Source organism: Stenotrophomonas sp. YJH_SMC_138, assembly GCF_059369855.1.
Map to the genome: position 1 here is coordinate 65,068 of NZ_JCAFTB010000011.1, position 19,617 is coordinate 84,684.

Genomic DNA, 19,617 nt, shown 5'->3' on the forward strand with positions numbered 1-19,617 from the left:
TATGGATGTCTCCCACCTGCTTGATGGCCTGAACCCGGCCCAGCGCGAAGCCGTCTCCGCTCCCCCCGGCCACCACCTGGTGCTGGCCGGTGCCGGTTCCGGCAAGACCCGCGTACTCACCCACCGCATCGCCTGGCTGCATGAAGTCGATGGCGTGCCGACCCACGGCATTTTCGCGGTGACCTTCACCAACAAGGCGGCCGGCGAGATGCGCCACCGCATCGACGCACAGCTGCCCCATGGCAGCCGTGGCATGTGGATCGGTACCTTCCACGGCCTGGCCAATCGCCTGCTGCGCCTGCACTGGCAGGACGCGAAGCTGCCCGAAGGCTTCCAGGTGATGGATTCGGACGACCAGCTGCGGCTGGTCAAGCGCGTGGTGCAGGCGCTGGAGCTGGACGACGGCAAGTACCCGCCCAAGCAGATCGCGTGGTGGATCAACGCGCAGAAGGACGAGGGCCGCCGCCCGCAGCACATCCAGCCCGAACCGCACGACGCGTGGCTGGAGACCATGCGCCAGGCCTACATCGAGTACCAGGCGCGCTGCGACCGCGCCGGCCTGGTCGACTTCGCCGAGCTGCTGCTGCGCGCGCACGAACTGCTGCGCGACAACCCGGCGCTGCTGTCGCACTACCGCGCCCGCTTCCGCGAGATCCTGGTGGACGAGTTCCAGGACACCAATGCCATCCAGTACGCCTTCGTGCGCGTGCTGGCCGGTGATTCCGGCCACGTGTTCGTGGTCGGCGACGATGACCAGGCCATCTACGGCTGGCGCGGCGCCAAGGTCGAGAACGTGCAGGGCTTCCTGCGCGATTTCCCGGGCGCGCAGACCATCCGCCTGGAGCAGAACTACCGCTCCACCGCCAACATCCTCGGCGCTGCCAACGCGGTGATCGCGCACAACCCGGATCGCATCGGCAAGCAGCTGTGGACTGACAGCGGTGACGGCGAGCCGATCGACCTGTACGCCGCGTACAACGAGATGGACGAGGCGCGCTACATCGTCGAGCGCGCCCGCCAGTGGGTGCGCGACGGTGGCAGCTACACCGAAGTGGCCGTGCTCTACCGCAGCAACGCGCAGTCGCGCGCGCTGGAAGAGGCGCTGCTGAGCGAGCAGGTGCCGTACCGCGTGTATGGCGGCATGCGCTTCTTCGAGCGTGCCGAAATCAAGGACGCGCTGGCCTACCTGCGCCTGCTGTCCAACCGCAACGATGACGCCGCGTTCGAGCGCGCGGTCAACACGCCCACCCGGGGCATCGGCGACCGCACGCTGGACGAAGTGCGCCGCGAGGCACGCGCGCAGGGTATCTCGCTGTGGGAAGCAACGATGCTGGTCACCCAGGGCAACGGGCTGGCCGCACGCGCGCGCAATGCGCTGGCCGGCTTCCTGGGGCTGGTCAACGAGCTGCAGGCGCAGACCGTGCACATGACCCTGGCCGAGCGCGTGGACCACGTGCTGGCCCGCTCGCAGCTGCGCGAGCACTGGAGCAAGGAAAGCCGCAATGCGCTGGACTCGGAGTCGCGCACCGACAACCTCGACGAACTGGTCTCGGTGGCCTCGCGCTTCGTGCGCCGGGCCGACGACATCGAGGAAGTGGGCGAGGACATGGACGAGCTGGTCGCGTTCCTGGCCTATGCCGCGCTGGAGGCCGGTGAGGGCCAGGCGCAGGCAGGCGAAGAGGGCGTGCAGCTGATGACCCTGCACTCGGCCAAGGGCCTGGAATTCCCGCTGGTGTTCCTGGCCGGCCTGGAAGAAGGCCTGTTCCCCAGCGCACGCTCGCTGGAGGAAAGCGGGCGGCTGGAAGAAGAGCGCCGCCTGGCCTATGTCGGCATCACCCGCGCGCGCCAGAAGCTGGTGCTGAGCTATGCCGAATCGCGCCGCATCCACGGCCAGGACAACTACAGCCTGCCGTCACGCTTCCTGCGCGAGATTCCGCGCGAACTGCTGCACGAAGTGCGCCCGAAGGTGCAGGTCTCGCGGCCGGCCTCCATGGGCGCCAGCCGGGTGATGGGCCATGCCTCGATCGAGGCGCCGCCGGTCAAGCTCGGCGCGCTGGTTACCCATCCCAAGTTCGGCGAAGGCATGGTGACCGACTACGAAGGCAGCGGCGCGCACGCCCGCGTGCAGGTCGAGTTTGCTGATGCCGGCAGCAAGTGGCTGGTGATGGCCTACGCCAACCTGACGGTGATCTGATCGCCGTCAGGGGGCGGGAATTCCTGTAGAGCCGAGCCATGCTCGGCTGCTTCAGGCGGGAAAACCAGCCGAGCATGGCTCGGCTCTACAACAGCGGTCGGCTATCAGCCGATGGTGAACTTCTCCACGGCTGCCACCAACCCGGCGCGGTCCATCGCTTCTTCATCCTGGCGGTTGCGGATCAGCGCGTAGTGGCCTTCCGCCGGCGACAACACCTCGATCACTTCGCCGCGGTAGTTGGTGATCTCGATGAAGCCGTTGCTCACTCCGCTAACGTTGTCGATCTCCGCTATCAATGTCTCCAGGCTCACAATGGCACCGTCCTTGTCCGTGCCGCCACCAGTGCGGGGATTGTCGAAGTACACGCTGATCTTCGGCTGCCTGGTCCTATGCCAGTTGTTGACGTCAACGATGTGATGTGTGGACCACCTGAAATCCTCTGCTGATTCGTTGCCGTTGAACTCACACCGGAAGATCGGCAGGCACAGGAACAGACCCGTGCGCTTCTCGATCCCATTCAGAAGCCCGTGATAAGTGCTGGGAACCACCATCGCATGAGTGAACCCATAGGCGTTGGAAGGAATTTCAAAGATCGTTGGCCCATCATGTGAAAGACGGGGCGGCGCGTTCAGCACAACGCTGGCGGCGAACTCCGGATCATCGACATTTTTGGACGCGATCGCGAGGTCATGTTCCTTGGCATTTCTGATGCAGCAATAGAGCACGTACGTCGCGACTACGTACTTGCTGAAGTAGCAGTCGTGCGCCTCGGCTACCTCTGCGAACGTCGTTAACAGGTCATCCTTGGTGATCATGGGCATCTGGACGGTGGAAAGGCCCATGATGGTCTTTCGAGTGTTTTCCGGCCATGCAACTTGTCCGAATGTACCTGAGTGGGGTCAGAGCCCTTTTCCGTTGGAAAAGGGATCCGACCCCGATTAGGCTGCGCTCATGACCCGCAATGTGCTCTTCCTCTGCAGCCAGAACCGCCTGCGCAGCCCGACGGCCGAGCAGGTATTCGCCGATTGGCCGGGCATCGAGACCGCCTCGGCCGGGCTGCTGGCCGACGCCGAGGAAGTGCTCAGCCCCGAGCTGCTGCAGTGGTCCGATATCGTGTTCGTGATGGAGCGCGCCCACCGCAACCGGCTGTCCAGCCGCTACAAGGCCTGGTTGAACGGCAAGCGGGTGATCTGCCTGGATATTCCGTATGACTACGAGTACATGGACCCGGTGCTGGTGGAACTGCTGAAGCGCAAGGTCACGCCGTTCCTGCGTTGACAGGCTGTTGTAGAGCCGAGCCCATGCTCGGCTGCTTTTCCGGCCAGAAGCAGCCGAGCATGGGCTCGGCTCTACAATAGGTGGCACTTCTTCCAGGAACGCCCCCATGACCGAACCCACGCTGCACGTCACCGTGAAGTTGAACGCCCGGCTGCAGCCGGAGCACCGCCACGAACTGTTCGAGGATCCGCTCGACGCGCTGCTGCAGGCGGCCCAGGTGGGCGAGCTGACCGGCGGCGGCACCGCGATGTCCGACCTGGGTGAGGTCGAATACGGCGATATCGAAGTGGCGCTGGTCGATGCGGCTGGCGTGCCGAAGCTGATCGACCTGCTGGAGCAGTTGGGTGCACCGAAGGGTTCGCAGCTGCGGGGCGCGGGTGAAGCCGACCGCAGCTTCGGCGTGACCGAAGGCCTGGGCATCTACCTGGATGGCCTGAACCTGCCGGACGAGGTCTACGAACAGTGCGATTCCAACCACGTGTTCGAGCAGCTGTCCGGGAACATCGACGGCCTGGGCGAGATCTGCAGCTGGTGGCAGGGCCCGACCGAGACCGCGCTGTACATGTACGGCCAATCGTTCGAGGCGATGCGCGATGCGATTGACGAGTTCGTGGCCAGCTACCCGCTGTGCCAGAACGCGCGCGTGGTGCAGATCGCCTGAGCGACGTTGTTGTAGAGCCGAAGGTAGCGGCAGGAGCCGCTGCCAACGTCGCTTGCGACGGCCCGAAGGGTGCCGGTCAGGACGACCGGCATAGCCCATGCTCCGCTGCTTTTCCCGCCAGAAGCAGCCGAGCACGGGCTCGGCTCTACAGAAGAGGGCGGGCCGAGCCTGTCCCCCGGACCACGTGACGGTGCGCACACGCCGCTGCGCGGCGCCGGATTGATCCTGCTCAAGGCGCCGCCTGCACATACGGTGTGCAATGGTGTCGTTCCCATCCGGCAGACCGCCACGGAGCCCCACCATGTACAAGCGCATCCTGATTGCCACTGACGGGTCCGAACTGGCCGACAAGGGCCTGGCCAAGGGCTTGGAGCTGGCCAAGGACCTTAACGCCGAGGTCGATATCGTCACTGTTTCCGAGCCGTGGGCCGTCGGCATGTACGACGCCATGGGCTGGAGCGTGGGCTACATGAACAGCCCCGAATACAAGGCCGACCGCGAGGAAGGCGCGCAGAAGGTGCTGCAGCCGGCGCTGGCCAAGGCCGCCGAGCAGGGCATCACCGCCAACCCGGTGCACGTGCTGGACCGCTATGCGGCCGACGGCATCATCGAGACCGCCGGCGAGCGCAACAGCGACCTGATCGTGATGACCTCGCACGGCCGCCGCGGCGTGACCCGTGTACTGCTGGGCAGCCAGACCGCCGAGGTGCTGGCGCGCAGCACGCTGCCGGTGCTGGTCATCCGCTGATCCATACCCGCTGATTCAAGCGTTCCCGGGGAGGGGACCCGACGCCGGCCGCAGGATGCGCGCCGGCGTTGTTTTTTGTGGGGGGGATCGGGGCCGTGCCGGTGGCCCTGAGGGGGTCAGAGCCCTTTCCTGTGGAAAGGGATCCGACCCCGGTCACAACCCCGGTCACCTCACCAGCTGTACAGCTTCCAGTAGACCGGCGACACGCCGTCCTTGTCGTTGTCCATGCGGCCGTCGCCGTTCTTGTCGTACATGTAGAACGGGGCACCGCGCGACGGGGTCACCTTGACCATGCGCAGCTGGCCGGACACGCGGTATTCCTCGATGGTGTCACCGTTGTCCATGGTGCGCTTGGATACATCCGCGCCCTTGACGTCCACCGGGGGAGCGCCCGCGCCACCCATGCTGGCGCAGCCAGCGAGCAGGAGCAGGGAAGCCAGCATCAGGGTCTTCATCGGCGGGGCCTTTGCCTGGAAAGAGCCCTGATTATGCCCCATCGCGGTGTACGGGCCGTGTCGCCGCGGTGCAGGCACGGGCGCGTAGAATCGGCACATGAGCAGATTAGTCCTGATCGACGGGTCCAGTTACCTGTACCGCGCGTTCCACGCGCTGCCGCCCCTGTCCAATGCACAGGGTGAACCCACCGGCGCGCTGTTCGGCGTGGTCAACATGCTGCGTTCGACGCTGAAGGAGCGCCCGGCCTACGTCGCGTTCGTGGTCGACGCCCCGGGCAAGACCTTCCGTGACGACCTGTACGACCAGTACAAGGCCAACCGCCCGCCGATGCCCGATGAGCTGCGCAGCCAGGTCGAGCCGATGTGCCGCATCGTCGAAGCGCTGGGCATCAGCATCCTGCGCATCCCCGGCGTGGAGGCCGACGATGTGATCGGCACGCTGGCCCTTCAGGGCCTGGCGCAGGACCTGAAGGTGACCATTTCCACCGGCGACAAGGACTTCGCCCAGCTGGTGCGCCCGGGCATCGAGCTGGTCAACACCATGACCGGCAGCCGCATGGATTCGGATGCGGCGGTGATGGAGAAGTTCGGCGTGCGCGCCGACCAGATCATCGACCTGCTGGCGCTGATGGGCGACGCGGTCGACAACGTGCCGGGCGTGGAGAAGTGCGGGCCGAAGACCGCCGCCAAGTGGCTGGCCGAGTACCAGCACCTGGACGGCGTGATGGCGGCCGCGCCGGCCATGAAGGGCAAGATCGGCGAGAACCTGCGTGCCGCACTGGAGCGGCTGCCGCTGAACCGCGAGCTGGTGACCATCCGTACCGACGTGCAGCTGGACGCCAGCCCGACCACGCTGGCCCTGCGCGAGCAGGATGTGCCGGCGCTGACCGAGCTGTATACGCGCTATGGCTTCACCCAGGCGCTGAAGGAGCTGGGCGCGCCGGTGCCGGCACCGGTGGCCGCCAGCGAGGCGACCCCGAGCCTGCGTGGCACCGCCGCTGGCTTCGCCCGTGGCAGCGGCGAGGCGCCCGCCGCCGGCACGCTGGATCCGGCACTGTCCGCGCCGGGTGAGTACGAGACCGTGCTGACCGCCGAGCAGCTGCAGGCCTGGGTCGAACGCCTGCAGCAGGCCGACCTGATCAGCTTCGATACCGAGACCGATGCACTGGACGCGATGCGCGCGCGCCTGGTGGGCATCAGCCTGGCCGTCGAGCCGGGCAGGGCGGCGTACATTCCGGTCGGCCACGATTACCCGGGTGCGCCGGCCCAGCTGCCCATGCAGCAGGTGCTGGACGCACTGCGCCCGGCGCTGCAGGACCCGGCGAAGAAGAAGCTGGGCCAGCATGGCAAGTACGACCTGCATGTGCTGCGCCGCCACGGCGTGGCGATGCAGGGCTACCACGACGACACCATGCTCGAGAGCTTCGTGCTCAATTCCACCGCCACCCGCCACGACATGGATTCGCTGGCGCTGCGTTACCTGGGCTACAGCACCATCAAGTTCGAGGACGTGGCCGGCAAGGGCGCCAAGCAGATCCCGTTCTCGCAGGTGGGCATCGACGAAGCCAGCCGCTACGCCGCCGAGGACGCCGACATCACCCTGCGCCTGCACCACGCATTGCAGCCGCAGCTGCTGGCCGAGCCGGCGCTGGACAGCGTGTACCGCAACATCGAGATGCCGCTGGTGCCGGTGCTGGCCAGCATTGAAGCCAATGGCGTGCGGATCGACACCGACGAACTCCGCCGGCAGAGCCAGGACCTGTCCTCGCGCATGCTGGCCGCGCAGCAGAAGGCCACCGAGCTGGCCGGGCGCAGCTTCAACCTGGATTCGCCCAAGCAGCTGCAGGCGGTGCTGTTCGACGAGCTGAAGCTGCCGGCGGTGGTGAAGACCCCGAAGGGCCAGCCCAGCACCAATGAAGAGGCGCTGGAGGCGATTGCCGACCAGCATGAGTTGCCGCGGGTGATCCTGGACTACCGCGGGTTGGCCAAGCTGCGCAGCACCTACACCGACAAGCTGCCGGAGATGGTCAACCCGGACACCGGCCGGGTGCATACCAGCTACCACCAGTCCGGTGCCGCCACCGGCCGCCTGTCCTCGTCGGACCCGAACCTGCAGAACATCCCGATCCGCACCGAGGACGGCCGCCGCATCCGCCGCGCGTTCATCGCCCCGGAAGGTTTCCAGCTGCTGGCGGCCGACTATTCGCAGATCGAACTGCGGATCATGGCCCACCTGTCCGAGGACCCGGGCCTGGTGCGTGCCTTCGAGCAGGGCGCCGACGTACACCGTGCCACCGCCGCCGAGGTGTTCGGGCGCACGCTGGAGGAAGTGACCCCGAACGAGCGCCGCGCCGCCAAGGCCATCAACTTCGGCCTGATGTACGGCATGAGCGCCTTCGGCCTGGCCCGCAACCTGGGCATCGACCGTGGCCAGGCGCAGGACTACGTGGCGCTGTACTTCAGCCGCTACCCGGGCGTGCGCGACTTCATGGAGCGGATGCGCCAGCAGGCCCGTGACCAGGGCTACGTGGAAACCCTGTTCGGCCGTCGCCTGTACCTGAACGACATCCACGCCCGCAACCAGGGCCTGCGTGCCGGTGCTGAACGCGCGGCGATCAACGCGCCGATGCAGGGCACTGCCGCCGACATCATCAAGCGCGCGATGGTGGATGTGGACCAGTGGCTGCGTGACAGCGGGGCGCCGGCACGGATGATCCTGCAGGTGCACGATGAACTGGTGTTCGAAACCGAAAGCAGTTTCGTCGAGGACCTGCGTTTGCAGGTGGTGGAGCGCATGTCGCAAGCGGCCAAACTGCGGGTGCCACTGGTGGTCGACACGGGCGTCGGCAACAACTGGGACGAAGCGCACTGACGGTGTTTCAGGCCGAAAACGACGTGAATTTGTTCATGAGTCGGGTGTTTCTGACTCGACCATGAATGTTGCCCCTATTGAAATTCATTAAATGGGGCCCCTTCACGAACCGTTAGTGTTCGAAGTGCTTCTATAACTCCCGACAGGCGCAACGCCTGTTGTGGATCTCTCCCATCCCCTGGAGCAGATCTCGGAACGGGGACTCCTCCCCAAGTGCCCGTTCCCCGGCCCCGTTGACCTCCCCCTGGTCAGCGGGGCTTTTTATTTGCGCCAACGGAACACACACTGGGGGTCAGATCCCTTTGCCCGCCGGGCAAAGGGATCTGACCCCAGGTGCTAGGCTGGGCCACCGTTCCGCAGGGGAAGACCATGCCCGACCTGTTCGCCCTGGCCATGCCGTGGTGGGAATTCATCCTGCGCGCGGTGGTGGTCTATGTCGTGGTGCTGGGCATGGTCCGGCTGGGCGGCAAGCGGGCTCTGGGGCAGATCACGCCTTTCGACGTGCTGCTGATCGTGCTGCTGGGCAACGCGGTGCAGAACGCGCTGCTGGGCACCGACACCTCGCTGGGCGGTGGCCTGCTGCTGGCGGCCACCCTGATCGTGCTGAACTACGGGGTGGGCTGGTTGACCACCCGGAATCGGCGCATGGAGCGGATGATCGAAGGAGAGCCCACCGTGATCGCGCGTGATGGCCGGCTGTTGGAGGGCGTTCTCCGCCGCGAACTGATCAGCCGGGCCGATTTCGATGCCGCGCTGCGCCAACAGGGCGGCCTGCGGATCGAGGACGTGCAGATCGCCCTGCTGGAGACGACCGGGCACATCACGATCATCGCGCGGAAGAGCACCTGACCTCGTAGCGCCGGGCCCATGCCCGGCTCAACAGGTGCCTGGCCTCAGGGAGCGGCTTCAGCCTTCAGCGCCGGCCAGTTGCGCGTCGCGTCCACATCGCAGGCGACGTGGGTGCCCTTGGCGTCCTTCGCGCAGATCGCCGCCATGGCCTGCGGAATCTTCGGATCCGCAGTATGCGCATACACCGCGGCCATTGCCAGGCAACCTTCGCGCACACCCGCGCTGCACAGCGTCTGGAAGTAGGACAGCGATGCGGCCCATTGTTCGTTTTTGAACAGTGCCTCGCCGGCAACCTTGCAGCCCAGCAGCTTGCCATCGGTGCAGCAGGCCTTGGCGCCGTCCTTGCGGTCCAGGGTCGGGCAGTCCAGCGGCAGGGGGATCTCCACGAAGGCCACCGGCGGTGTGCAGCTGGCATTGCCTGAGCCCGGCTTGCGCTCGTAGTAGGCGAAGCGGTTGCCGCCGTCGACGCTGGCCAGGTTTCCGTTCTTCAGCGGCTGCAGTACGAAGTCGCTGCCGACGTCGCGATGGATGAGGATGCGCCCGTCCTGCAGGCTCGCGCGCAGGCGCTGGTCGCGGCCCCCGGCTTCCACCAGGCCACCATCGAGGAAGCGCAGCTGCGAGAGCACGCCGTACTCCGCTTCATAGCCCCCACAGGGCAGCGCGGAAGCCGGCACCGGGGCCAGTGCAGCGGCCGGTACCGAGGCCAGTCGGGCACGCGCCTCGGCGCGGCCGCAGGCCACGCCATCCGCGCGCTGGGCGCACGACAGCTGCAGCGCCTCATGGGCCTGCAACAGGCGCCCACCACTCCACAGCGCCTCGGCAACGTCGGCGCAGAACGCCTCGCCGTGCTGCTGCCGGCACAGTGCGGCCAGTTCATCGAGCTGTGCGGTCGGCAAGACAGGGTCGTTCGAATGCTGCAGGCCGAGCACGGCCTTGCCCATCATCTCGGCGCCGACCACCTCGGCGATCGCCCTGCAGCCCTCGGCATTGAACGACGCCGAATCCTCCTTGCAGATCTCCGGCATCGGCGGCTCGGAACGTGCAGGCGCCGGCGCTGCGTCCTTGGCCTGCCGCTGGTAGGTCTCCAGCAGCTGCATGCAGGCCGCGCCCACGCCTTCGGCGCACCAGGCATGCAGCTTCAGCGGTTCGGCTTCCGGCAACGCCTCCAGGCACTCGGAGGTGTTCATTACACAGCCGCCCTCGATGGGCTCCGGCATCGTCTTGCAGGCGGCGGTGTGCTCGCGGGTGAATTCGCGATAGGGGGTGCTGATCGTGCGATCGTTGTCCGAGAAGTACCAGTTTTCCAGGCGGCCGGTGGACAGGTTGCCGGTGCCGAGCACGTCCTCCTGGCGGGCGATGCGCAGCTGCTCGGTGGCTTGGTAGGGGCCGGACAGGAAACCATGGCCTTCACTTTCGATGGTCAGCGTGGTGTTGCCGTCGACGTCCTTGTAGGTGCCGCAGGCCATCGATTGCGCGGCGGCCGGCAGGCTGGCCGAGGCCAATGCAAGCAACAGCAGGGAGCGCCAGCCCGCGGCGCGGGGGCGGAAGGGAACAGCAGCAGGCATGGGGTCATCCTTGAAGGAGGCAGTGCAGGGCCTGTCCGGCGCGGGGCGCACCACAGGCGTAAGAAGGCGCCACGGATCAGGCGTGGCGCCGGACGATCAGAGCCAGTCGCGTGGCACCAGGTAGTCGGCCAGGCGCGCCTCGGCGCTGCCCGCTTCCGGGGTGAAGCCGTACTCCCAGCGCACCCGCGGCGGCAGGCTCATCAGGATGCTTTCGCTGCGGCCACCGCTCTGCAGCCCGAACAGGGTGCCGCGGTCGTAGACCAGGTTGAACTCCACGTAGCGGCCGCGGCGGTACAGCTGGAACTCGCGTTCGCGCTCGCCATATGCGGCGTCCTTGCGCTGCTGCACGATCGGCAGGTAGGCGTCGAGGAAGCCATCACCGACCGCACGCAGATAAGCGAAATCGCGCTCGAAATCGCCGTGCAGGTCATCGAAGAACAGGCCGCCGACGCCGCGCGTTTCATTGCGGTGGCGCAGGAAGAAGTATTCATCGCACCAGCGCTTGTGCGCGGCATAGCGCTCGTCGCCGAACGGTGTGCACAGGTCGCGGGCGACCTGGTGCCAATGCTGCACGTCCTCGTCGAACGGGTAGAACGGAGTCAGGTCGAAGCCGCCGCCGAACCAGCTGGCCACCACTTCGCCGTCGCGCTGCGCCTGGAAGAAGCGCACGTTGGCATGGGTGGTCGGCACGTAGGGATTGAGCGGGTGGAACACCAGCGACACGCCGGTGGCGCGCCAGGAGGCGCCGGCCAGTTCCGGGCGGTTGGCCGAGGCCGACGGCGGCAGGCGGCTGCCGGCCACGTCGGAGAAGCCGATGCCGGCCTGCTCGAACACCGCGCCGTCGCGCAGCACGCGGGTACGCCCGCCACCGCCCTCGGCCCGCTGCCACAGGTCTTCCTGGAAGCGGGCCTGGCCATCGACGGCCTCGATCGCCGCACAGATGCGGTCCTGCAGGTCGGTGAGGTAGGTGCGCACGCGCTCGAATTCGTTCATGGCGCTACTTTACCGCAGGGCCCGCCCGAAGCTGCGGGCAGGCCTTGGCCGGCTCATCGCTTGCGGTTGGAAGCGCGCGGCGCCGGAGTGTCCTCGGCCGTCGCTTCGTCCACCGCCTCCTGCAGGACACGGCCCAGCTCCAGGGCGCTCCAGTTTCCGGTGTCCAGCACGTCGCAGGCGACGTGGCGCCCGCTGCGGTCGGCGGCACACAGCCGCTCCAGCGTCGCATGGGCGTCGATGTCGCTGCTGCGGCCCTGCGCTGCGACCAGGTTTTCGCAGCCCTCGCGCACGCCGGCACGGCACACGGTGGTGTAGTGCTCTGCCGCCTGCCGCCACTGGCCGGACAGCGCAAGACGGTTGCCAAGAATGTTGCAGCCCTGCAGCTTACCCTGCGCGCAGCAGGCTTCGGCACCGCCGCTGGCCAGCGCCTGCGGGCAGTCCTGCGGCAGCGGCAGCACCGTGTAGTGTTTCGGCGGGCTGCAGGTGCTCGCGCCCTCGCCGGTCGGCACGAACACCTGGAAGCGTGTCCACGTGTCCAGGCCCAGCAGCTGGCCCCCGGGCAACGGCCGCAGCACGAAGTCGCCGCCCTTGTCGTGGCGGATGCGGATGTCGCCGTCTTCGACACGAGCACGCAGTTGGCTGTCCCAGCCGATGCCGACCCGTCCTGCATCGCCGAAGTCCAGCGTATCCATCAGGCCACCTGCGGCGCGGAAGGTGCCGCAGGGCAGCGCCGTAGCCGGCTGCGGCCGCAACGAGGCGCCCAGCGCCTGCAATGCAGGCAGGCGCTCGCAGGCGGCGCTTTCCTTACCGGGCGCGCACGCTGTGGTCAGTGCCTGCACCGCCTGCAAGGGGTCGCCGGATTCCCACGAGAGCTCGGCCACGCGGCTGCAGAAGCCGCCATGGCCGACCTGCTGGCACAACTGCAACAGCTGCTGGCGCTGCGCGGCCGGCACCACCACCGGCGTGGAGGGTGACAGCACGGAGCTCACGGCTTCGACCATCGCCGCACCCATCGCGGCCTTGACGATCTGATCCTGCAGCGCCGGATCCGCTTCCAGCGCCGCTGCACAGGCCGGTGTCTCGTTGCTGAAGCCGCCATTCCGGCACGGCACAGGCAGTTCGATGCCGGCCAGTGCGGTATCGAGGATGGCCTGTTGCTGCGCCTCATCCGGCGTGGCCGGCGCCCTGGCCTCGTCATGCCAGCGATCGGCCAGCTGCAGGCACATGCCGGGCACGCCTTCCCGGCACCCTGCTTCCAGCGCGGCCGGGGGCGCTTCACGGCGGTTGTCCAGGCACGCCGCCGCATCGGACAGGCAGCTGCCTTCAGCCGGCCTGGCTGCGGCGGCGCACTGTGCGGGGGCCTGCAGGATGTAGACCGTGCCATCCACCTCGACCGTGCGGCCACGATCGCGCACCTGCAACGCGCTGGGCAGGCCGTACTCCAGGTTCACCAGTTGCAGCTTTCCGTCGATCTGCTGGAACGCGACCGGAGACGGCGCACTGCCGAAGTGCTTCTGCTCGCCGCGGTTCGGTGAGCTGATGCGCAGCGTGCTGCTGCCTTCGTCGGCCTTGAACAGGCCGCATTGCGGTGACTGTGCGGCGGCCATCGGCGCGGCCAGCAGCAGCGCCCAGGCCAGCCAGCGGCGGCGCGGTGCGGGTGAATGCATGTCGTCTCCTTGACGATCGAACGGGAAACTCCAGGCGCTACGGCGAATCACGGCCCTCGCGCGGGGGCGTGCATTGTGCCGTGCCGGGCACCGGCTGGTAGCGCTGGTAACCGGTCTGCGTATCCATGCCAAGCAGGTCGCCGTTGCCCAGCTGGCGCAGGACAAGGGTTTCGCCGTCCTGCTGAAGGTGGATGGCGCCGTCTTCCAGTCGGCCGCGCGTGCCATCGCCGAAGTCGAGCCTGTCGATCGCGCCGCCATCGGCCTGATAGCGGCCACAGGGCACTTGCTGGAGAGGCACGAGGCGTAGATCGGTGCCGAGTTCACGCAATGGCGCAACACGTTCGCAGGCACTGGCGCGCCCAGCATCGCAGACCACCTGCAGCGCCTGCACGGCCAACGCGGGTTCCAGCGCGATCAACTGCTGCTCGGCAACCTCGGTGCAGAAGCGACCACCGCGCTGGTGCAGGCAGAGCCGCTGCAGCGTGGTGCGCTGCGCGGCAGGCAATGGCGCGTCCTGCTGCCCGGCTGCGGCGGCGGGTGCAGCGAGAAAGTGGCGCAACAGCGCCGAGCACCCGGCGCCGACGCTTTCCTCGCACGCGCGTTGCGCCTGTTCCGGCGGCGCATCCGCGAGCCGCGCAATGCACAGCGCAGGTTGGCCCAGGCAGCCGTCGGTGACGGGCGCAGGGGCGCGCTGGCAGGCCTGGGGTCGATGCAACTCGAAGTCGGTCATGCCGTCGTTGATATGCGCCCCGTCAGCAGCCACGCTGATGGCGGTGGATACACCGTCGTCGAGAAATACCAGGCGCAGATCGCCGCCGCTGCGGTCGATGCGCACAGGCGCGTGTTCCTGGCCTTCCAGAGCGCGATAACCGGCAGCGGATGATTCGAACACCAGCGCCATGGCGCCCTCGGTGCTGCGGTACTCGCCACATCGCAACGCGTCGGCGGACGCAGGTTGCGCGGCGAACAGCAGCAGTGCGGGGAGCAGGGTCAGCACGCGCATGCGACGGTCCTTGTCCAGCGGGAATCGGATGGGGCTCAGCGGAAGCGCGAGCGGATGTCCGGCCTCAACAGGCGCCAGGCCAGCCAGCCCTGCAGGCCGAGGAACAGGATCGAGGTACCGACCACGATGAAGGTGACCATCCAGCGCCGCGGCTGCAGCTCCTGCTGCAGGGCCGGGTCATCGGCCAGCAGTGCGATGAGATCGCGCATGCACGCGTCCAGCCACCAGGCGATCGCGAAGTTGGCCAGTGCGCTCAGCAGCAACAGCGCCACGAAGCCCCACAGGGCCCAGCGGCGTTCGCGCAGCAGGCCCCAGCTGGCTGCGGTCGAGACCAGGCAGGCCAGCGCGATGATCATCGAGGCGCCCACCGGGTGGGCCAGCAGCCAGGTGACGCTGTGCACCCGGTGCGCCTGCGCCATTCCGGCGAGCGACTGCCACAGCGGGGTGCCGTGCAGTGGCCACAACAGCAGCGCCTGCAGCACGAAGTAGAGCGTCAGCAGCAGGCACAGCCAGAACGACGCCTGCGCCATCGGGCGCACCCAGGCGTGAGCGGGTGGCGTGGTGCGGGTGGGAAGCGGCGGGAGCGGCACTGACATCCGATGTCCTTGCAGTCGGCGCCCGCCTGCTCAGCGGGCCGTCACCCGGGTGGCGACCGCCGGCAGGATATGGTGTTCGCTCAAGGGTGCCAAGGGCAGGCCATGCGGTGGTTGCAGCGGCACCCAGGCCAGTTCGGCAATTTCGGCGCGCGCCTGCGGCGTGCCGTCCACCTGCACCCACCACGCCTGGGCCTGCACGCGGTGGCCGGGCTCGTTCACCGCCCAGTCCTCGAAGGTGCCCAGCGCGATGGCAGCATCGGCGCACAGCCGTACGCCCAGTTCTTCGTCCAGCTCGCGCGCCAGCGCCTGCAACGGTGCTTCGCCGGGTTCTGGCTTGCCACCGGGCTGGATGAAGCGGCGGGCACCGTGCTTGCGCACCAGCAGTGCCCGGCCGCGGTCATCCAGGATGACCGCGCCCACGATCCGGATCGTGCCCGCGGCGTTGCTCACTTCAGGTTCTGCTCGAACAGCTTGAGGATGCGCTTGTACTGGTCCAGCCAGGAATCGGCACGCACGTAGCCGTGGCGTTCCAGCGGGTACGGTGCGATCGACCAGTTGTCCTTGTGCAGTTCGATCAGGCGCTGGGTCAGGTTCACCGAGTCCTGGAAGAACACGTTGTCATCCATCATGCCGTGGGCGATCAGCAGGTTGTCCTGCAGGTTCTGCGCGTACTCGATCGGCGAGGACACGCGGTACGCCTCCGGATCGATGTCCGGGGTGTTGAGGATGTTGCTGGTGTAGCCGTGGTTGTAGTTGTGCCAGTCGACCACCGGGCGCAGCGCGGCGCCGGCCTTGAACGTGCCCGGCGAACGGAACAGCGCCATGAAGGTCATGAAGCCGCCGTAGGAGCCGCCGTAGATGCCGGCGTGGTCACGGTCGCCCTGCTGGGTGTCGACCAGCCAGTCCAGGCCGTCCTTGTAGTCTTCCAGTTCCGGGTGGCCCATGTTGCGGTAGATGGCCGTGCGCCAGTCGCGGCCGTAGCCCTCGCTGCCGCGGTAGTCCATGTCCAGCACGATGTAGCCCTTCTGCACCAGCAGGTTGTGGAACATCTGCTCGCGGAAGTAGGCCGGGTAGCGCTGGTGCACGTTCTGCAGGTAGCCGGCGCCGTGCACGAACATCACGATCGGGTACTTCTTCCCCGGTTCCTTGTTTTCCGGCTCGTAGTACTTGGCCCAGACCACGCCGGCACCGTGCCTGGACGGTACCGCGACCAGCTTCGGCTGGATCCACTCACGCGCCTTGTAATCGGCGGTGCGGGTATCGGTCAGCACGCGTGCCTGGCCACCGGTGCTGGGCAGCACCGCCAGCTGCGGCGGCAGGTAGGCACCGGAGTAACGCACCAGCAGCTGCTGGCCATCCGGCGACAGCGAGAAATCCTCCACGCCATTGAGGCTGGTCAGCTCGCGTACCTGGCGGTTGCCGGTGTCGACCGCGCAGACTTCGTAGTCATGCGGCGCCTGCTGGTTGCACAGGAAGTAGAAGCCCTTGCCATCGGCCGACGGCACCGGTGCCGAGGTTTCCCACTTGCCGCTGGTCAGCGCCTGCGGCTTGGCGGTGCCGGCCTGGGTGTACAGGTGCGAGAAGCCCGATTCCTCGGACAGCAGCCACAGCGTGCGGCCATCGGCCATCCAGCCGAAATCGTTGAAGCCCCAGTTGATCCAGGCGTTGTCGGTCAGGCGGTGTCGGTTCTGCACGCGGCCGTCGGCGGCATTGACGCTGATGATCCAGCGGTCCTTGTTGTCGTTGGCACGCAGCATCACCGCGGCCTGCTGGCCGTCGGCGCTCCAGCGGATGCCGCCGCCCATGAAGTCGCTCATCACCTGCACGCTGCGCTCGCCCTTCAGCGCATCCTTGCCGGCCTTGCGGCGCAGCTCGGCCAGCGGGTCGGTGCTGATGCCCGGCAGGCTGGCCAGCGAGACTTTCTCGGCCTTGCCGGTGCGCACGTCCACGTACCACAGGGTGTGTGGCTCGAAGCCGTTGCGGCCGACGCGGGTGCGGGTGTCCTCGGTTTCCTCGTAGCCCGATTCGGTCACGTACAGCGGCATCTTGCTGGTGCGGCCGTCGTCGAAGTCCTTCGGCTTGGTCACCACAATCAGGTGGGTCAGGTCCGGCGACAGCACGCTGTCACCGATCTCGACGTCGGCGCCCAGGTAGACCGGGCCCGGTGCGCGGGTCGGGTCGGCCTGGCGCCAGCGCTGGTCCTGGTCCTTCAATGCCTCGCGCTGCTCGCGGTCGCGGCGCAGGGTTTCCAGCGTGCGCAGCTGCTGGTCGCGCAGCACGTCGGCCTTCGGTGGCGTACGCGGGTCCTTCTCGGCCTTCAGGCTGGCCACCTGCTGCACGCCGCTGGCGGCGGTCCAGTGGAACCAGTTCTGGCCGACGCGCCAGATCACGCCGTTGTCGGCGGCAAAGTTCACGTTGCCCGCGCGCTCGTTGCTGCGGGTGAGCTGGGTCAGCGCGCCGCTGCGCAGGTCGCGCACGAACACATCGCCATTGCGCACGAAGGCGCTGCGGCTGCGGCTGCGGTCGTAGACCGGCTCGGCCACGTCCAGGGTGCCGCGCTGGTCATCGGCCACCTGCGCGGCCACGCCACCGGCCACCGGCTGGCGGAAGGTATCGCGTACCGGGCTGCCGTTGCGCTTGAGCTGGTACTCCACCTGCTGGCTGTTCCACGACCACCAGGCCTTCTCGACCGGCGGACCGATCCAGTCCGGGTCGGCCATGGCCTGTTCGATGGTGATCGGCGTCGGCGCGGCATGCGCAGCCGGTGCGGCCAGCACGGCCGACAGCAGGAGGGACAGGGGCAGCACTCGGGACATGGGCGGACGGCACCAGTAGAGGAAACCGGGCAAGCGTAGCAGCCGCACGGGCCCGGGGCAGGGGCCACAGGTCATGGCAGCGGAATCGGCAAAATGGCCCCCTCCAGGTCGCTGCGACGGCGTGTGCGGCATGATGGCCATTCCGTTCGGATGGAACCGATATGTACTGCTACGACTACAGGATCTCGCTGCGCGTGCAGCACCCAACAGAGGCCGGCGCCGGGATTGCCGCCCGGCTGGATCTGGAACCGGCGTTTTCCCGAGACGTCGGAACCGGATACCGGGATCGCGACGGCAGCCTGATCAGCGGGCATGCGGAGACCCGCGTGGTGTTCGTACTGGAGAGGGGCAAGGACGGCTGGCTGATGGATGCCTGGCCGGCGTTGGTCGATCTCCTGCGGGCACGCGCCGATGTGATCGGGGAACTGCTGCAGGAGGGGGCTTCGATCGGCGTGCGTGTCGGCATCTTTGGAAAGACCGCATGGGCGGGTTTTGTGCTGGATCAGCAGTTGCTGCGACTGTTGGCGGACCTGCAGCTGGGTTTCCAGGTGGAGACCTATTTCCCGGAGCCGGCGGACACGCCCGGCGCCAGCGACGAGGTGGCAGGCAGCTAGTGCAACCGGTTGCCGTGGTCGCGCATCCATTCTCCTGAACCCGCATCATCCATCGAACAGGAGCCCGACCATGCAGGAACTGATCCCGATCACCCTCTTCATCTGCATCGCCTACGCGATCCATGCCATTGCCGATGCGCGCGCGCGCAGCAAGCTGGTGGCCCCGCACGTGCCGGAGGAAGTGATCCGCTCGCTGGCCGTGCTGGAAGAAGAGCGGCGCCGCCAGGGGGCGTTGCGCTGGGGCATCAGCCTGGTCTGCCTGGCCCTGGCCATGGCCCTGCTGGAGGCCATCGGTGCGCGTGACCTGACCTTCGGTGCCGCTGCCGCGCTGGTCGGCAGTGCCGGCCTGGGCCAGCTGCTGGCCTGGCACTTCACCCGCCCCGCCGCACCCAAGGGCTGAGCCGGCGCATGCCACGGGCACAGGGGGCGCCCCGCGCATGAGCCTGCTCGGCGAAGCGCTGTCGGCACTGCGGGGCCGTCGCCGCGAGGATACGGCGGCGACGGCGGCCCCCGCCAAAGCGCTGGACGTGGACCAGGCCCTGGTGCGGGCCATCATCGATGGCTCGCAGTCGGCCTTCGCGCAACTGGTTGAAGCCCACCAGCGCACCTGCGCGCATGTGATCGGACGCATGGTGGGCGACCGCGACCAGGTGGCTGACCTGCTGCAGGAAACCTTCCTGGCCGTGTTCCGCCAGCTGCACCGGTTCCGCTTTGAATCTTCGTTGCGTACCTGGGTTTCGCGGGTGGCCTACACCACTGCACTACAGCACCTGCGCCGGCGGCGGCTGGAGGCGCAATGGATGGTGGCGGTGGAGGTGCCGGAGGAACTGGGGATCGGCGATGAAGGCCCCGGGCCCGCCGAGTTGAGCGAGGCGCTGCAGGCCGGGCGCCAGCTCGGCGCGGCACTGGAACGGCTGAGCGCGCCGCAGCGCCTGATCGTCGGCCTGCATTACCTGGAGGATTTCGATCTGGCCGAGATCGAGCAGGTGACCGGACTGGCACGCGGTACCATCAAGAGCCACCTGCACCGCGCGCGCCAGGTCCTGAAGCAGGAACTGACGCGGCATGCCACTGCCGGAGAGCTGCTGTGAACCCACCCACCGATCCTCGCGATGCGGAAGCGCGCGTGCTGGCACAGGCGTTGCGCGAGCAGGCGCAGCAGGAAGCAACGCCGGATGTGAGCGAGGCGCTGCAGAAGCGCATTGCCGCTGAGTCGCGCGACGGTGGCGTGGGCTATGTGGTGGTGCAGGTGCTGTTGTTTGGCGCGCTGCTGGCTGCAGCGGCCTGGTATTTCTGGCTCTGAGGC

Annotated in this window: 19 protein-coding genes; 10 read left to right on the forward strand and 9 right to left on the reverse strand. The window is 67.7% G+C overall.

The window, feature by feature from the left end; genetic code table 11:
• Position 1 precedes the first annotated feature (1 nt).
• The gene (gene uvrD / locus AC5P7I_RS19225; RefSeq protein ID WP_126411522.1) at positions 2–2,194 is read left to right on the forward strand and encodes a DNA helicase II; all 2,193 of its coding nucleotides are present in this window, start codon (positions 2–4) and stop codon (positions 2,192–2,194) included.
• Positions 2,195–2,298: 104 nt separating this feature from the next.
• On the opposite strand, the gene AC5P7I_RS19230 is transcribed toward uvrD, so the two are convergent.
• On the reverse strand, positions 2,299–3,036 hold the full coding sequence (locus AC5P7I_RS19230; protein ID WP_249327265.1) for a hypothetical protein: 738 nt from the start codon (positions 3,034–3,036) through the stop codon (positions 2,299–2,301).
• 109 nt (positions 3,037–3,145) lie between these two features.
• Between AC5P7I_RS19230 and AC5P7I_RS19235 the strand changes: the two genes are divergently transcribed.
• The 3 genes from AC5P7I_RS19235 (at position 3,146) to AC5P7I_RS19245 (ending at position 4,881) form a co-directional block, all read left to right on the forward strand.
• Positions 3,146–3,472, forward strand: coding sequence for a low molecular weight protein tyrosine phosphatase family protein (locus AC5P7I_RS19235; RefSeq protein WP_014648866.1), 327 nt, complete (start codon positions 3,146–3,148; stop codon positions 3,470–3,472).
• A gap of 106 nt (positions 3,473–3,578) precedes the next feature.
• On the forward strand, positions 3,579–4,133 hold the full coding sequence (locus AC5P7I_RS19240) for a hypothetical protein (protein WP_262087752.1): 555 nt from the start codon (positions 3,579–3,581) through the stop codon (positions 4,131–4,133).
• A 301-nt stretch (positions 4,134–4,434) separates the two neighbouring features.
• Positions 4,435–4,881, forward strand: a complete 447-nt coding sequence (locus tag AC5P7I_RS19245; RefSeq protein ID WP_005411629.1) for a universal stress protein — start codon at positions 4,435–4,437, stop codon at positions 4,879–4,881.
• Positions 4,882–5,051: 170 nt separating this feature from the next.
• Here the strand turns inward: AC5P7I_RS19245 and AC5P7I_RS19250 are convergent, their stop codons facing one another.
• A complete protein-coding gene (locus AC5P7I_RS19250; protein WP_014038952.1) occupies positions 5,052–5,336 on the reverse strand; it encodes a DUF2782 domain-containing protein in 285 nt (94 codons plus the stop codon).
• Positions 5,337–5,433: 97 nt separating this feature from the next.
• Between AC5P7I_RS19250 and polA the strand changes: the two genes are divergently transcribed.
• On the forward strand, positions 5,434–8,208 hold the full coding sequence (polA, locus tag AC5P7I_RS19255; protein WP_014648863.1) for a DNA polymerase I: 2,775 nt from the start codon (positions 5,434–5,436) through the stop codon (positions 8,206–8,208).
• 369 nt (positions 8,209–8,577) lie between these two features.
• Entirely contained in the window at positions 8,578–9,057 is a 480-nt protein-coding gene (locus AC5P7I_RS19260) for a DUF421 domain-containing protein (protein ID WP_014648862.1), read from the forward strand.
• Positions 9,058–9,101: 44 nt separating this feature from the next.
• Here AC5P7I_RS19260 and AC5P7I_RS19265 read toward each other — a convergent pair whose 3' ends face one another.
• From AC5P7I_RS19265 to AC5P7I_RS19295, 7 genes are all read right to left on the reverse strand, one after another.
• A complete protein-coding gene (locus tag AC5P7I_RS19265; RefSeq protein WP_495222174.1) occupies positions 9,102–10,622 on the reverse strand; it encodes a hypothetical protein in 1,521 nt (506 codons plus the stop codon).
• Between the two features lie 96 nt (positions 10,623–10,718).
• Positions 10,719–11,615: an oxygen-dependent coproporphyrinogen oxidase gene (hemF, locus tag AC5P7I_RS19270; RefSeq protein WP_014648860.1), complete on the reverse strand. Its 897-nt coding sequence runs from the start codon at positions 11,613–11,615 to the stop codon at positions 10,719–10,721.
• A 53-nt stretch (positions 11,616–11,668) separates the two neighbouring features.
• Positions 11,669–13,282, reverse strand: a complete 1,614-nt coding sequence (locus tag AC5P7I_RS19275; RefSeq protein WP_262087754.1) for a hypothetical protein — start codon at positions 13,280–13,282, stop codon at positions 11,669–11,671.
• Between the two features lie 37 nt (positions 13,283–13,319).
• Positions 13,320–14,183 carry a hypothetical protein gene (locus tag AC5P7I_RS19280; RefSeq protein ID WP_495222175.1) on the reverse strand — a complete coding sequence of 288 codons (864 nt, stop codon included), beginning with the start codon at positions 14,181–14,183 and terminating at the stop codon, positions 13,320–13,322.
• Positions 14,184–14,320: 137 nt separating this feature from the next.
• Positions 14,321–14,881 (reverse strand): hypothetical protein, encoded by a 561-nt coding sequence (locus AC5P7I_RS19285; protein WP_262087756.1) that lies wholly within the window; start codon positions 14,879–14,881, stop codon positions 14,321–14,323.
• A gap of 30 nt (positions 14,882–14,911) precedes the next feature.
• A complete protein-coding gene (locus tag AC5P7I_RS19290) occupies positions 14,912–15,331 on the reverse strand; it encodes an NUDIX hydrolase (RefSeq protein ID WP_262087757.1) in 420 nt (139 codons plus the stop codon).
• Entirely contained in the window at positions 15,328–17,697 is a 2,370-nt protein-coding gene (locus tag AC5P7I_RS19295) for a S9 family peptidase (protein ID WP_262087758.1), read from the reverse strand. The genes AC5P7I_RS19290 and AC5P7I_RS19295 overlap by 4 nt, the downstream gene beginning before the upstream one ends.
• 161 nt (positions 17,698–17,858) lie before the next feature.
• On the opposite strand from AC5P7I_RS19295, the gene AC5P7I_RS19300 reads away from it, so the two are divergent.
• The 4 genes from AC5P7I_RS19300 (at position 17,859) to AC5P7I_RS19315 (ending at position 19,614) form a co-directional block, all read left to right on the forward strand.
• A complete protein-coding gene (locus tag AC5P7I_RS19300; protein ID WP_046433210.1) occupies positions 17,859–18,311 on the forward strand; it encodes a hypothetical protein in 453 nt (150 codons plus the stop codon).
• A gap of 70 nt (positions 18,312–18,381) precedes the next feature.
• Positions 18,382–18,711, forward strand: a complete 330-nt coding sequence (locus tag AC5P7I_RS19305) for a hypothetical protein (RefSeq protein WP_197621033.1) — start codon at positions 18,382–18,384, stop codon at positions 18,709–18,711.
• A 37-nt stretch (positions 18,712–18,748) separates the two neighbouring features.
• Positions 18,749–19,402, forward strand: a complete 654-nt coding sequence (locus AC5P7I_RS19310) for an RNA polymerase sigma factor (protein WP_262087759.1) — start codon at positions 18,749–18,751, stop codon at positions 19,400–19,402.
• Positions 19,399–19,614 carry a hypothetical protein gene (locus AC5P7I_RS19315; RefSeq protein ID WP_014648852.1) on the forward strand — a complete coding sequence of 72 codons (216 nt, stop codon included), beginning with the start codon at positions 19,399–19,401 and terminating at the stop codon, positions 19,612–19,614. Before AC5P7I_RS19310 ends, AC5P7I_RS19315 begins: the two co-directional genes overlap by 4 nt.
• Positions 19,615–19,617: the final 3 nt, after the last annotated feature.